This window comes from Stenotrophomonas maltophilia group sp. Smal32 (genome assembly GCF_030237085.1).
GTDB lineage: Bacteria > Pseudomonadota > Gammaproteobacteria > Xanthomonadales > Xanthomonadaceae > Stenotrophomonas > Stenotrophomonas maltophilia_Q.
Window position 1 is genome coordinate 17,615 of the sequence record NZ_JASJSI010000004.1, and the last position, 13,207, is coordinate 30,821.

A 13,207-nucleotide genomic window follows, 5' to 3' on the forward strand; every position below is an offset into this window, starting at 1 on the left:
CTCAGAACGGCGTCAGGCCGGAGTTGAAGAAGCGGCTCAGCCAGCCCATCGCGTTGGACTGCGCGACAGGGCCGCGGCCGCCGTAGACGATGCGTGCCTCAGCCACGCGGCTGGAAGGCACAGTGTTGTCCGCGCCGATGTCGCCGGGGCGCACGATGCCCTGTACCTGCACCAGCTCGTCGCCCTGGTTCAGGCGCAGGTTCTTCTGCCCCTGCACCACCAGGTTGCCATTGGGCAGGCGCTGCACCACGGTCACGGTCACGTTGCCCTGCAGGCGGTTGCTCTGCGCGCTGTTGCCCTTGCCGGTGAAGTCACGCGCGCCCTTGGCCGTGGCACTCAGGATGTCCTTGCCGCCCAGGGTGACCGGCGCGCCGAGGATGGAGGGCGTGCCCAGGCTGAGGTTGGATTCCTTGTTGGTGGCCGTGTTGGCACTGGTCTGCGCGGTGGTGTTTTCCAGCAGGGTGATGGTCAGCAGGTCGCCGACATCGCGTGCGCGACGGTCCGAATACAACTGCAGGGTCGGACCGGCCGCATAGATGGCGCCGGCGGTCGGCTCGGCCTGCGGTGGCATGATCGGCTGGATCGGTGCCATTGCCGGATAGGGGCGCACGTCGCCGGCAATCACGCAGCCACCGAGCAGGGCAGCCACGGTGCAGGCGAGGGCAGTGCGGGCGAAGTTGGAAATGGGCGACATGGCGGTTTCCCGGGTTGGCCGGTCAGAGCTTGTTGTTGAGGTAGCCGAGCATCGAATCAGTGGTGGAAATCGCCTTGGCGTTCATTTCGTAGGCGCGCTGGGTTTCGATCATCGACACCAGCTCTTCCACCACGTTGACGTTGCTGCCCTCCAGCGCGCCCTGCACCACGGTGCCCAGGCCGTTGAGGCCGGGATTGCCGTTCTGCGCCGGGCCCGATGCGGTGGTCTCAAGGAACAGGTTTTCACCCCGTGCCTGCAGGCCGGCCGGATTGACGAAATCGGTCAGGGTCAGCGCGCCCACTTCCACCGAGGCCGCGCCGTCGGCCATCTTCACGCTGATGGTGCCGTCAGTACCGATGGTCACCGACTGCGCGCCTTCGGGAATCTGGATGCCCGGCTGCACCGGGTAGCCGCTGTTGGTGACCAGCTCGCTGTCCTGGTTGATCTTGAACGAGCCATCACGGGTATAGGCCGAGCTGCCATCGGGCATCTGCACTTCGAAGAAGCCGCGGCCGTTGACCATCACGTCCAGTGCGCGGCCGGTCTGCTGCTGGCCACCCTGTTCGAAGTTCTTGGCGGTGGCGACCACGCGCACGCCGGTACCCAGCTGCAGGCCGGTCGGCAGCTGTGTCTGTGCCGAGGAGGAGCCGCCGGGTTGGCGCACCTGCTGGTACAGCAGGTCCTCGAAGCTGGCGCGGTCCTGCTTGAAGCCGGTGGTGTTGGTGTTGGCGAGGTTGTTGGAAACCACCGACATGCGCATCTGCTGCGCATCCAGTCCGGTTTTCGCGATCCACAATGCCTGGTTCATCTTCGGTGTCCTGTCTGGTGGAGCCGGCCGCGCGGTGCGGCCCTTGTCTTCGGGTGTGCAAGCGGTGTGCCAGCGCCGCATTCAAGCGGCGCCGGAATTCCGTCAGCTGCCCAGGCGCAGCAGGCTGTTGGCGCTGCGCGCGTTGTCGTCGCCGTGCTTGATCACCTGCACCTGCATTTCGTACTGGCGCTGCAGCTGGATCATCTGCACCAGCGCGCCGGCGGCATCGACGTTGCTGCCTTCCAGCTGGCCGCTGTGCACCGCCGTGCCCTGCGCAGGTGCGAACGGCTGGCGCGGATCGGTGTTGCGGAACAGCCCGTCCAGGCCGCGCTCCAGGCGCTCGTCCGGCGCCTGCACCACCTTGATCCGTCCGACCTGCGCCATCGTCTGCGGGCCTTCGCCCTGCGGAATGATCGAGATCGTGCCGTCGGCACCGATCTCCATCGCCTGGTAGGGCGGAATGGCGATCGGGTTGTTGTTGTCATCCAGCACCGCGCGGCCGCTGGAGGTCACCAGCTGTCCGTTCGGCGTGACCGACAGTGCGGCGCCACGCGTGTACGCCTCGGTGCCATCGGTGGACTGCACGGCCAGCCAGGTGCCGGTCTGCAGCGCCAGGTCCAGCGGCTTGCCGGTGATGTGCTGCGCGCCGGGCCGGCGGTTGAAGCCGGCGTCGACGTGCAGTGCATCCACCCGCGAGGCAAAGCCCTGGCCCTTGATCGGGAAGGCTTCGGTGTTGGCCAGCGCTTCCTTGAAGCCAGGGGTGTCCGAGTTGGCGAGGTTGTGGCTGAGCGTACCCTGCGCCTGCAGGGAGGCGCGGGCACCGGTCATCGCCACGTAGAGGGCTTTATCCATGCGGGAAGTTCCGAGACGGGGTCAGCAGTTCATCAACGGATGTTGATGACGGTCTGGGTGATCTGGTCCTGGGTGGTGATCATCTGCGCGTTGGCCTGGAAGTTGCGCTGCGCGGTGATCATGTTGACCAGCTGCTCGGTGAGGTCGACGGTGGACGCTTCCAGCGAGCCGGCCTGGATCTTGCCGAGGTTGGAGGTGTCCGGCATGCCGGTGCGTGGCGTGCCCGAGCTGAAGGTATCCACCCACAGGTTGTTGCCCTTCGATTCCAGGCCCTGCGGATTGTTGAAGGTGGTCAGCGCGACCTGGCCCAGCGGCTTGTCGGCACCGTTGGAATAGCGGGCATAGACCACGCCGGTTTCCGACACGGTGATCTCATTGAGCTTGCCGGCGGCATAGCCGTCCTGCTGGGTGTTGCGCAGCGCGAACTTCTCGCCGTACTGGGTCGAACCGTTGATATCCAGCGTCATGTTCAACACGCCGGCGCCCGTGTTCGGGGTGAACGTGCCGAGGCTGACCTTGCCGTTGGCTGGTGCGACCAGCTTGCCGCTGTTGTCGAAGGTGACCGGGGTCGGTGTACCCGCCGGTTGGCCGTCCACGTAGTTGCGCACGGTCCACTCGTTCGGGTTGGCACCTTTCACGAAATACGAAACCTGGATGTGGCTCACGCCCAGCGAGTCGTACACGGTGATGCCGCCGCTGGAGTGGTTGTAGCTGTTGGAGTCGGTCGGGTCGAAGGTGGTGACGGTCGGCTGCTTGGCGTTGGCCGGCAGGGTGAAGCCGACCTTCACTTCGCTGGTCTGCTTCGGCGGGCTGTCAGTGGTCAGCAGCTGCAGGTCGACCATGCGCCCGGCATCGAAGTTGGTGCCGTCGGCATTCGGTGCGAACACCTGCAGGCGCGCGCCCTGCGGGTTGACCACGTAGCCCGATGCATCGGTCTGGAAGTTGCCGGCGCGCGAGTACACGCGGGTGCCGTTCATGTTCATGGTGAAGAAGCCCTCACCGGAAATGGCCATGTCCAGGCTGCGGCCGGTCTGTTCGTTGTGGCCCTGCTTGAACTGCTGGGCAACGTTGGAGACGCGGACGCCCGAACCCACGGCGTTCTTCGACAGGCCGTAACCGGTGGCCGAGAACAGGTCGGCGAATTCGGCGCGCGATTCCTTGAAGCCGGTGGTGTTGACGTTGGCGACGTTGTTGGCAGTGACACTCAGGTCGGAATTGGCGGCATTGATGCCGGACAGCGAGACATTGAAGCCCATGGGATGCTCCTGGTAAGTACGGGGTGTGCGGCTCAGCTGACGCGGAGCACGTAGTCGATCGGGGCCGTGCCCAGGCCCTTGAGGTTCAGGTACAGGCCGTCGGAACCGACGGTCACGCTTTCCACGGGCGCCTGCACGTAGGTGGACAACTTGGTGCTCTTGCCGGCGGTGTCGACGTGGTTGGCGACGATGGAGTACTTGCCCGGCTCCATGCGCTTGCCGTTGGCATCCTTGCCGTCCCACTGGAACGCGGTCTCTCCGGCGGCCTTGGCTTCCACGCTCAGCGAGGTGACCTTGGCGCCGGTGGCATCGGTGATGTCCACGGTGATGATGCCGGCAGAAGGCGCGGCCACCGTGCCTTCAACGTTGCCTTCCTTTTCCAGTACCAGCTTTTCCGACGGCACCAGCACCTGGTGGCCGACCAGCGCCGCGCCACGCAGCACCTGGTCGCTGGCCATCGATTCCTGGAAACCCTTCACCGTTTTGTTCAGGTCGGTGATGCCCTGCACGGTGGACATCTGCGCCATCTGCGCGACCATCTGCGTGTTGTCCATCGGCTTCAGCGGATCCTGGTGCTGCAGCTGTTCGGTCATCAGGCGCAGGAAATCGGCCTGGTCCAGCGTGTTCTTCTTCTTGGTAGCGTTGCTGTTCGGGGCGTTCAGACCGAGTGCGGTGTAGACGTCCTGGTTGGTCTGGTTGTTGACGGCGGTGGTCATGGCGGTATCCGGTACTGCGGGCCTCAGCGGCCCATGGTCAGGGTGGCCAGGGCCAGTTCCTTGGCGGTGGTCAGCATCTCCACGCCGGCCTGGTAATTGCGCGAGGTCGAGATCAGGTTGACCATCTGCGCCACCGGATCGACGTCGGGCTGGTAGATGTAGCCGTCGGCGTCGGCCAGCGGATGGCCGGGCTCGTAGCGCTTGATCGGCGCCGCATCGCTCTGGGTGATCTCCTTCACCTTCACCGAGGTGATGTTCGGATCGTTCTTGCTGGTGACGGCCTGGAAGATCGGCTCCAGCGGCTTGTACACGGCGTCGGCGGAGCCGGCGACGGTGTCGGCGTTGGAGAGGTTGGAGGCGATGGTGCTCATGCGCACCGACTGCGCCTGCAGCGCGGAGCCGGCGATATCGAAGATCGGCAGGTTGCTCATGGCTTATTGCCCCGTGATCGCGGTCAACATGGAACGCACCTTGCTCTCGACGAAGCTGAGCGAAGCGCGGTACTCGAGCGCGGCACGGCCATAGGCCGCACGCTCGGCATCGGGATCGACGGTGTTGCCGTCCAGGCTGGGCTGCACGCCTTCGCGCGCGATCTGGAACGGGTTCAGGCCACTACTGATTTCGTAGTGCTGCTCATGGGTGGTGGCCATCAGGCCATTGGCATCCTGCCCCTGGGCATGGCGCAGGGCGGCATCGAAGTCCAGGTCCTGGGCCTTGTAGCCGGGAGTGTCGGCATTGCCGAGGTTGCTGGCGATCAGCTTCATCCGCTGTTCGCGCAACGGCATGGCCTGGGCGTGGACGCCCAGGTAGTCGGTAATCAGGTTGCGCACGGTGCACTCCCACGGGAACGTTGCCCGGGAAGCTGCAAGGGGTGTGCCAAAGTGCGCGCGATCCTGTAGAGCCGAGCCATGCTCGGCTGCCTTTCGTTCAGGCGCCGCACAAGCCGAGCATGGGCTCGGCTCTACAGGAGAGGGCCTTACGCCGCCATCGCGACCTTGCGCAGGCGGTCCAGCACGAAGTCGGCCAGCTCGTGCGGCGAGTACTTGGCGACGAAGGCATTGGCGCCCACGCGCTCGACCATCGCATTGTTGAATACGCCTGACAGCGAGGTGTGCAGCAGCACATACAGGCCGGCCAGGCCCGGATGGCGCCGGATTTCCGTCGTCAGCGTATAGCCGTCCATGGCCGGCATCTCGATGTCCGAGATGACCATGGCGTAGCGTTCGGCAGGGTTCTCGCCCGAGGCATGGATCTGCAGCAGGTGGTCCAGCGCCTGCTTGCCGTCGGAGAGCAGGGTGGCACCCACGCCCAGCTGGTCGAGAACGCTGCGGATCTGCTGGCGGGCCACGCGCGAGTCATCCACCACCAGCACCTGCAGCTGCGGGCCGTCGGAGGGCATCGCCATCGCCGGGTCGAGCACTGCCTCGCCGCGCACCTGGGCAATGTCGGCCAGTACGCTTTCCACGTCGATCACCTGGATCAGCTCGCCCTGGAAGCGGGTCACGGCGGTCAGGTAGCTCGATTCGGCGCCCAGCTCCGGTGGCGGATGGATGTCTTCCACCGCGATGTTGACGATGCGCTCCACACCGCTGACCAGGAAGCCCTGGATCGAGCGGTTGAACTCGGTCACGACCAGGTAGCCGGGCGAGGTGTCCGCCTCCGGCTCGCGCTCGGGATGGCCGATGGCCAGGCCGAGGTCCAGCACCGGCACCGAGCGGCCGCGCACGTCGGCCACGCCGGAGAACTGGCTGGGCAGCCCGGGCACCTGGAACAGCTCCGGGCGCCGCAGGACTTCCTGCACCTTGAAGACATTGACGCCAAAAAGCTGACGTCCGCCGAGACGGAACAGCAGCAGCGCCAGTCGGTTGTGGCCGGCCAGACGGGTTCGCTGGTCGATCCGGTTGAGCAGGTCATGGGACATGGCTGCTGTATCGGCGCCGCAGTGGCGGAACTTGAGGGCGCTCTGCCACGCGCGTGCTCTGCGCCGCTTCTGCTTTTCTGTAGAGTCGACTGTCAGTCGACTGCTCTTCGGGGTCGACTGCTCTTCGCGGCCGACTGCTCTTATCCGATCGCGGGAAATCCCGCGCTTCGCGCGAAAGTCGACCAACGCGAAAGTCGACTAACAGTCGACTCTACACATTCCCATTCCGACACCCTGCCTCTGGCACGCCCCTTGCACGCAGCTGGGCCAGGTCCCAACGACAGGAGGCGCCATGCGCCGGGTCACATCTCTATTGGTCATCGCGCTTGCCCTGGCCTCGCCGTGGGCGGTGGCCTCCGACTGGCAGCCCGTGGCCAGCATCCGCGCCGCGGCGCTGACGACCTTGCCGACGGGTAGCGAGGGTGAGGCCCAGGTGGCCGATGCGCTGCGCCTGCCGAAGTGCGGCGGCGCACTGCAGGTGCAGCCCACCGCCAACACCACCGTGGAGGTCAGTTGCCCCGATGCGGGCGGCTGGCGGCTGTTCGTGCCGGTGAAAGTGCGGCGCAACCAGACCGTGCTGGTGCTCAATCGTGGAATCGGCACTGGAGAAACCCTCACTGCCGCCGATATCACCACTGCCCAGCGTGACGCTGCCCGGATTGCCGGTGCGGTGCTGGCCGATCCCAACGCGGCGATCGGTCGCATCGCCCGCCGTCCATTGCAGGCCGGGGCCTTGCTGTCGAACAACGATCTGGTGGTGCAGCGTCTCATCAAGCGAGGAGACAATGTGGCCCTGGTATCGCGTCGCGGCTCGGTCGAGGTCCGCATTGCCGGTCGCGCGATGGGCGATGCCGGTGAGAATGAACGGGTCTCGGTGGAGAACCTGTCCTCGCGGCGGATCGTGCAGGGCACGGTCGATGCCGCAGGTGACGTAATCGTGGCGCGTTGATTTACCGCAAAATAGCCCTAAAGATCGCGGCCCTGAGGCCGTTATCCCTTGTGAACGGCAACTCCAGGACACCCCATGAGCCAGAAAATCGACGGCAACCTGCAGGTCCCCCAGGCACTGCGCAGCGTGACGACCCCGGCCAGCAAGCCCGGCGTCAGCAGCGATGCGCCGGCGCGCCCGGTCGAGGCAGCCGACAGCCTGCGCCTGACCGGCGAGGCCACCAATCTGCAGGCCATCGAGCGTGAGCTGACCACCGCCCCGGCGATCGACGCCCAGCGCGTGGCCGCCGTGCGCGAGTCGCTGCAGAACGGCACCTACAAGATCAATCCGGACGCGATCGCATCGCGCATGCTCGATCTGGACCAGCAGCTGCAGGGATGACCGCAGCGATGAGCGAGCCGCTGCAGCGTCTCGCCCAGGCCCTGGACGTTGAACGCCAGGCCCTGGTCGAGCACGACGTGCACGCCCTGATCCGTGCCACCGGCGCCAAGCTGGAGGCGCTGCGGGCGCTGGAAGGCGCACCGCCGGTCGGCGAGGGCGAACAGCTGCAGGAACTGGCCGAGCGCAACCGCGCCAACGGCGTGCTGCTTTCGCGGCGCCGGCGCGAGGTCAACTGGGCACTGCGCCAGTTGGGCCGTACCGAAGACGCCTCGGCCTATGACGCCAAGGGTCAGTCACACACCGTCACTGCCCGCCGCCCACTCGCCGTCGCCTGACGCGACGGCGGTCGCACTACCCACCCCCGCGGGCTGAAGCCCGCTGCGTGACCGCGTATATTGGGCGCCTGTTCGAATGCCCCGAGTCGCCGTGTCCGCTGCCAACGCCCTGGTTACCGCCCCCCTTCCGCCTCAGCCGGTGCTGCAGGCCCTGCTTGAGCGCCTGCGCGAAGGGCTGCTGCTGTTCACTGAAGACGGGCAGGTGGCGCTGGCCAATCCGGCCGCGCAGAACCTGCTGGCCAGTGGCGAGGATGGCGCATTGCCGCCACCGCAGCGCCTGCGCGAACTGCTGCCCCCCGATGCGCTGGAACAGGCGCGGCAGCATGGCCACTGGAACGGCAGCCTGCCGCTGGGCGAGGGCGTGGTCATTGCCCACCTGTACCACCACGGTCCGGTGGGCCAGGGGCACTTCCTGGCGTTGTTCCGCCATATCGAAGGACAGGAAGACTATGAGCGCGAGCTGCAGCAGCGCCACGCCGAGCTGCGCCAGGCCTACCTGCGCCTCAACGGTACCCAGGAGAAGCTGCTGCAGTCGGAAAAGATGGCCTCGATCGGCCAGCTTGCGGCGGGTGTCGCGCACGAGATCAACAACCCGATCGGCTACGTGCACTCCAACCTGGGCAGCCTGCAGGAATACCTGCGCAGCCTTTTCACCGTGATTGAGGCGTACGAGCGCGCCCTGCGCGCGCCGGACCCGAAGGCGTTGATTCCGGAAATCGACGATATACGTGACCGCCTGGACATCGATTTCATCAGCCGCGACCTGCCGCAGCTGATGGCCGAATCGCGCGAGGGCATCGAGCGGGTCACCCGCATCGTGCGTGACCTGAAGGACTTCTCATATTCCGGCCGCGACGAATCGTGGAAGCTGGTCGACCTGCACGCAGGCCTGGAATCGACCATCAACATCATCTGGAACGAGCTCAAGTACAAGGTCACCCTGCACCGCGAGTTCGGCCAGCTGCCGCTGGTGGAGTGCCTGCCGTCGGAGTTGAACCAGGTCTACATGAACCTGCTGCTCAATGCCGGCCACGCCATTGCCGAGCGCGGCACGATCACTGTGCGTACCGGTGTCGATGGTGACCAGGTGTGGGTCGAGTTCGAAGACACCGGCGGCGGCATCTCGCCGGAACTGCGCCAGCGCATCTTCGATCCGTTCTTCACCACCAAGCCCGTTGGCAGCGGCACCGGCCTGGGCCTGTCGATCTCCTACAGCATCATCAACAAGCACCATGGCCGCATCGATCTGGACAGTACTCCAGGCGTCGGTTCGCGCTTCCGCGTGGTACTGCCGGTGAAGCAGCCGCGCTAAGGCGATTCTGTAGAGTCGAGCATGGCTCGACTCTACATGGCCGGTTACCGCAACGGGCGGTCCTCGCCACCATCTCCGCTTTCCACCGGCGCCGGCCCCGCATTGCTGCGGCGCTGTTCCTCGTAGGTGCGGAAGGCCTGGTGGATGTGCTTGCGCAGCTCATCGTCGTTCCAGGGCTTGGTCAGGAAGCGGTAGATCGCACCACGGTTGATCGCGTCGGTCACCGTGTTCAGATCGGTGTAGCCGGACAGCACCAGGCGGATCGTATCGGGGTAGAGCATCTTCACCCGGCCCAGGAACTCGGTGCCGCTCATGTCGCTCATGCGCTGGTCGGACAGGATCACCTGCACATCGTTGATCGCCAGCAGGTCGAACGCATCGCGCACGTTGCCGGCCGCCAGGATGCGGTAGCCATCACGGCGGAACAGGCGCACCAGCGAGCGCAGCACGTTCTCCTCGTCGTCCAGCAGCAGCAAAGTACGGTCCGGGCGGGTTTCGGCGAACGCCTCCGGACGCAGGTAGCGGCGGCGCAGGGTCATGCCGGCGGCATCGGCTGACATCGGCTCGCCGAACAAGTAACCCTGGAACACGTCACAGTCGTTGCGCCTCAGGAAGCCCAGCTGGGCCTGCGATTCCACGCCGTTGGCAATCACGGTCATGCCCAGCTGGTGGCCCATGGCAATGATCGCGCGGGCGATGGCGGCCTCGCGGTTGCCGGCGGGCGCGCTCTTGATGAAGCTGCGGTCGATTTTCAGCTTGTCCACCGGATAGCGTACCAGCGCGCTCAGGCTGGAATCGCCGGTGCCGAAGTTGTCCAGGCTGAGGCTGATGCCTTCGTTGCGCAGGTTGGCCAGCGTCTCGTGCACGAAGTTGACGTTGTTGGTCAGCGCGCTCTCGTTGATCTCCAGCGTCAGCATCTGCGCCGGCACGCCTGCCGCCTGGATCAGGCCCATCACTTCGGCGAAGAAATTGGGCCGCAGCAGCTGCAGGGTCGACACGTTCACGGCGATGGTGAAGTCGTCGAAGCCCTGGTCGCGCCACAGGCGGGCCTGCTTCAGTGCGCCTTCCAGCACCCAGGTGCCGATCTGCACGATGATGCCCAGGCGCTCGGCGGTGCGCATGAAGCGCTCCGGCACCAGCATGCCCAGGGTAGGGGACTGCCATCGCAGCAGCGCTTCCATGCCCACCACGTGGCCATCGCGGGCACTGACCAGCGGCTGGTAGCGCAGCTTCAGCTCGCCATTGGGAATGGCATCCACGATCTGGCGCGCGATGATGCTCTCGCTGTGCGCACTGGGCGGGGTGTCCACCGCATGGATGCGCACTGCGTTGCCTCCCTCGCGGGCCGCCTGGTACAGCGCATCTTCGGCGTGATCGAGCAGGCGCGACGTGCTGCTGGCATGCTCCGGGCACAGGCTCACGCCCAGCTTTCCGGTCATGAACAGCGTGTACGGCAGCACCGACAGCGGCAGCTCCATCTGCTGGCGGATTTCCTCGGCGAAGTCCTCCGGCAGCGGCACGTCGGCGGCGCGCGGCACCGCGATCAGGAACTCGTCACTGCCGTGGCGCCACAGCTTGCCTCGCCCGCGCAGGTAGGACTGCAGCCGCTGCGCCACCAGCACCAGCGCCTGGTCGCCCACCTCGGCGCTCATGTTTTCGTTGACCGAAGCGAAGTGGTCGATGTCCACGTGCATCAGCATCAGCGCGGTGCCACCGGAGGCCGCCTCGGCGACCATCGCCTGCAGCTCGGGGTTGCCGGCACCGAGGCGGTCGGGTGCATCGTCGATGCTGACCGGGGGCTGGTTGGGATTCCACATAGGCTCAGTATTCCGGTGAATCGACGGCAGCCATGCTGGCCGCCTGGTAGGGGAGGTGGACGTCGATCAGGGTGCCCTCGCCATGTGCGGACTCGATCCGCACATGGCCGCCGACACTCTGCGCGCGCTCGCGCATCACGATCAGGCCCAGGCCGCGCGGACCGTCCGGGTCGAAACCCTCGCCGTCGTCGCGGATCTGCAGGTGCAGGCCGCGTTTGCCGACGTCGCGCAGCTGCAGTTGTACCTGGCTGGCGCGCGCGTGCCGCAGCACATTGGTCAGGCTCTCCTGCGCGATGCGGAAGCAGGCCTGTTCGATGCTGTTGTCAGGGCGGTGCGGCAGGGGCTCGATTTCGGCCAGCAGCTCCACCGGCGAAGAACGGAACAGCACCCGTGCCTGCCAGCTGAGGGCCGCTTCCAGGCCCAGCGCGTCCAGCTGCGGCGGGCGCAGCAGGGTGGAGATGTCGCGCAGCTTTGCCACCGTGGTATCGGCCAGGCTGACGATCTGTGCCAGGTCCTCGCTGCGGCGCTGTGGATCGTGCTCGTCCTGCGCCGCATGGGCGGACAGCTTGATCGCAGTGATCGCCTGGCCGATGTCGTCATGCAGGTCGCGCGAGATCGCGCGGCGCTCGTCCTCCTGCAGCGAGAACAGCCGGCCAGCCATCGCCTGCAATTCGCGGTTGCTGGTTTCCAGTGCACTGCGCGTCCGTTCGGAATCGCTCAGGTCACGCACGATCAGCAGCTTGCAGTCGCGGCCGCCGTAGCGCACCTCGCCCACCGCCAGGCCGGCATGGAAGCTGCGTCCGTCTGCGCGCTGCATGGCCACCACACTGCTGTGGCCGGGGCCCAGATGTGGCTGCCCGGCGCGCAGCTGGCTGCGGACGCGGGCCAGGTCATCGGCAGCGACCAGCGCCGACAACGGCTCACCGAGCAGGGTGTGGCTGCCATAGCCGAACAGGCTGGCCGCCCAGGCATTGGTGTACAGCACGTGCTCGTCGGAGAGGATCACCACGCCATCGGGCAGCACCCGCACCAGCTCGCGGAACTGTTCTTCGCGCTCGCGCAGCAGGCGTCGCGATTGCTCCCGCTCGGTCACGTCCTGCAGGGTACCCAGTACGCGGCTGCGGCCGGACTCATCGACACCACTGGCGGCACGCAGGTGCACCATCAGGGCGCGGCCGTCCATCGACAGCAGGGGCAGCAGTACGTCCACCTGCACCGGATCACCCGAGCAGAGGTCGGCCAGCAGCTGCTCAGTCTGCGTGGAGGTGGTGGGGTCGGCGGGCACCAGCAGCTCGTCGAAGCGGTGCCAGCGGCGGGCTTCCGGCGGCCGGCGGCCAAGCAGGCGGTAGACCTGGTTGGAATAGCGGCCCATGCCGGTGGATGGATCCAGTTCCCAGGCGCCGATGCGCGCCAGCTCGTGCGCTTCCTCGACCCGCGCCAGCGCCTGGTCGCGGCGCAGCTGGGCCAGGTCTTCCGCGGTGCGGTCGATGGCGATCAGCAACCGGGCATTGTGGCCGTCATAGCTGATGGCGTTGGAGCGCAGTTCCATCTGCCGCAGCGAGCCGTCGCGCAGCTGCAGCTGTGTCCGCAGGATGCAGAGCTCCTCGGGTGCCTCGCGGATCGCCTCCAGCTTGGTCTGCAACGCCTGGTCCTGGCCGGGCGGCCACAGCGAGTCGATGGTCTGCTCAAGCAGTTCATCGCGCTCCCAGCCGAATGCGCTGCAGGCCGCCGGATTCGCGTCGAGGATCGCCAGCGTGTCCAGGTCGTAGACCAGGATCGGGCCGGGGTTGCCCTCGAACATCTGCCGCAGGCGCAGCTCCGATGCCTGCTGGCGCGCATGGGTGTGCAGCACGTGCTCGGCCAGCGGCCGCAGCAGCAGGTACAGCAGGCCGGCACTGGCCAGTGCGAAGAACGAGCCCTTCACGCTCTGCCACATCGCCGCCTGCTGCGGATCCGGCACCAGCGCCTGCACGGCACTGTCGGAGGCGATCATCCAGGCCAATGCCATCACCAGGTAGCTCAGCACCACCCGCCGCCGGTCGCGGCTCAGCGCCTGCGCCATCCGCGGGTCGGGAACAGGGGCGATGCCGGTCGGTTCTGCAGGCATGGACGGGCTGGATGAAAGGGGCGCCGGCCATCTTACCGCGCGGGTGTGCCCTGACCACT

The 13,207-nt window shown here is 66.5% G+C and carries 14 protein-coding genes; 4 read left to right on the plus strand and 10 right to left on the minus strand.

Translation table 11 applies throughout. The features are described from left to right. Window position 1: 1 nt before the first annotated feature. From flgH to QRO91_RS01590, 8 genes are all read right to left on the minus strand, one after another. A complete protein-coding gene (gene flgH, locus QRO91_RS01555; RefSeq protein ID WP_049432141.1) occupies window positions 2–694 on the minus strand; it encodes a flagellar basal body L-ring protein FlgH in 693 nt (230 codons plus the stop codon). Window positions 695–716: 22 nt separating this feature from the next. Then, entirely contained in the window at window positions 717–1,502 is a 786-nt protein-coding gene (flgG, locus tag QRO91_RS01560) for a flagellar basal-body rod protein FlgG (protein ID WP_005409571.1), read from the minus strand. 102 nt (window positions 1,503–1,604) lie between these two features. After that, a complete protein-coding gene (locus QRO91_RS01565; protein WP_049432144.1) occupies window positions 1,605–2,354 on the minus strand; it encodes a flagellar basal body rod protein FlgF in 750 nt (249 codons plus the stop codon). A 32-nt stretch (window positions 2,355–2,386) separates the two neighbouring features. Continuing rightward, window positions 2,387–3,610 carry a flagellar hook protein FlgE gene (gene flgE, locus QRO91_RS01570; protein WP_049432148.1) on the minus strand — a complete coding sequence of 408 codons (1,224 nt, stop codon included), beginning with the start codon at window positions 3,608–3,610 and terminating at the stop codon, window positions 2,387–2,389. Between the two features lie 32 nt (window positions 3,611–3,642). Continuing rightward, on the minus strand, window positions 3,643–4,326 hold the full coding sequence (locus QRO91_RS01575; protein WP_005413273.1) for a flagellar hook capping FlgD N-terminal domain-containing protein: 684 nt from the start codon (window positions 4,324–4,326) through the stop codon (window positions 3,643–3,645). A 23-nt stretch (window positions 4,327–4,349) separates the two neighbouring features. Beyond that, window positions 4,350–4,757 (minus strand): flagellar basal body rod protein FlgC, encoded by a 408-nt coding sequence (gene flgC / locus QRO91_RS01580; RefSeq protein WP_033835497.1) that lies wholly within the window; start codon window positions 4,755–4,757, stop codon window positions 4,350–4,352. Between the two features lie 3 nt (window positions 4,758–4,760). Further along, window positions 4,761–5,156, minus strand: coding sequence for a flagellar basal body rod protein FlgB (gene flgB / locus QRO91_RS01585; RefSeq protein WP_005409576.1), 396 nt, complete (start codon window positions 5,154–5,156; stop codon window positions 4,761–4,763). 146 nt (window positions 5,157–5,302) lie between these two features. After that, complete coding sequence (locus QRO91_RS01590) at window positions 5,303–6,247, minus strand: chemotaxis protein (RefSeq protein ID WP_106549951.1); 945 nt, start codon at window positions 6,245–6,247, stop codon at window positions 5,303–5,305. 292 nt (window positions 6,248–6,539) lie between these two features. Here QRO91_RS01590 and flgA point away from each other — a divergent pair, with 292 nt between their 5' ends. From flgA to QRO91_RS01610, 4 genes are all read left to right on the plus strand, one after another. Beyond that, entirely contained in the window at window positions 6,540–7,196 is a 657-nt protein-coding gene (gene flgA / locus QRO91_RS01595) for a flagellar basal body P-ring formation chaperone FlgA (protein WP_049432152.1), read from the plus strand. Window positions 7,197–7,271: 75 nt separating this feature from the next. Next, window positions 7,272–7,577, plus strand: a complete 306-nt coding sequence (flgM, locus tag QRO91_RS01600; protein WP_049432154.1) for a flagellar biosynthesis anti-sigma factor FlgM — start codon at window positions 7,272–7,274, stop codon at window positions 7,575–7,577. Continuing rightward, window positions 7,574–7,912, plus strand: a complete 339-nt coding sequence (locus QRO91_RS01605; RefSeq protein ID WP_006366325.1) for a flagellar protein FlgN — start codon at window positions 7,574–7,576, stop codon at window positions 7,910–7,912. Before flgM ends, QRO91_RS01605 begins: the two co-directional genes overlap by 4 nt. Before the next feature lie 91 nt (window positions 7,913–8,003). After that, window positions 8,004–9,224 (plus strand): ATP-binding protein, encoded by a 1,221-nt coding sequence (locus QRO91_RS01610; RefSeq protein WP_049432157.1) that lies wholly within the window; start codon window positions 8,004–8,006, stop codon window positions 9,222–9,224. A gap of 44 nt (window positions 9,225–9,268) precedes the next feature. Here QRO91_RS01610 and QRO91_RS01615 read toward each other — a convergent pair whose 3' ends face one another. Further along, the gene (locus tag QRO91_RS01615) at window positions 9,269–11,041 is read right to left on the minus strand and encodes an EAL domain-containing protein (protein ID WP_049432160.1); all 1,773 of its coding nucleotides are present in this window, start codon (window positions 11,039–11,041) and stop codon (window positions 9,269–9,271) included. 4 nt (window positions 11,042–11,045) lie between these two features. After that, complete coding sequence (locus tag QRO91_RS01620) at window positions 11,046–13,148, minus strand: PAS domain-containing sensor histidine kinase (RefSeq protein ID WP_197649988.1); 2,103 nt, start codon at window positions 13,146–13,148, stop codon at window positions 11,046–11,048. Window positions 13,149–13,207: the final 59 nt, after the last annotated feature.

Coding starts and splice junctions, on each gene's coding strand:
- flgG (WP_005409571.1), bottom strand. CDS start 1,502: ATGAACCAGGCATTGTGGATCGCGAAAACCGGACTGGATGCGCAGCAG.
- QRO91_RS01575 (WP_005413273.1), bottom strand. CDS start 4,326: ATGACCACCGCCGTCAACAACCAGACCAACCAGGACGTCTACACCGCA.
- QRO91_RS01615 (WP_049432160.1), bottom strand. CDS start 11,041: ATGTGGAATCCCAACCAGCCCCCGGTCAGCATCGACGATGCACCCGAC.
- QRO91_RS01620 (WP_197649988.1), bottom strand. CDS start 13,148: ATGCCTGCAGAACCGACCGGCATCGCCCCTGTTCCCGACCCGCGGATG.
- flgC (WP_033835497.1), bottom strand. CDS start 4,757: ATGAGCAACCTGCCGATCTTCGATATCGCCGGCTCCGCGCTGCAGGCG.
- flgE (WP_049432148.1), bottom strand. CDS start 3,610: ATGGGCTTCAATGTCTCGCTGTCCGGCATCAATGCCGCCAATTCCGAC.
- QRO91_RS01605 (WP_006366325.1), top strand. CDS start 7,574: ATGACCGCAGCGATGAGCGAGCCGCTGCAGCGTCTCGCCCAGGCCCTG.
- flgH (WP_049432141.1), bottom strand. CDS start 694: ATGTCGCCCATTTCCAACTTCGCCCGCACTGCCCTCGCCTGCACCGTG.
- QRO91_RS01565 (WP_049432144.1), bottom strand. CDS start 2,354: ATGGATAAAGCCCTCTACGTGGCGATGACCGGTGCCCGCGCCTCCCTG.
- QRO91_RS01590 (WP_106549951.1), bottom strand. CDS start 6,247: ATGTCCCATGACCTGCTCAACCGGATCGACCAGCGAACCCGTCTGGCC.
- flgA (WP_049432152.1), top strand. CDS start 6,540: ATGCGCCGGGTCACATCTCTATTGGTCATCGCGCTTGCCCTGGCCTCG.
- flgM (WP_049432154.1), top strand. CDS start 7,272: ATGAGCCAGAAAATCGACGGCAACCTGCAGGTCCCCCAGGCACTGCGC.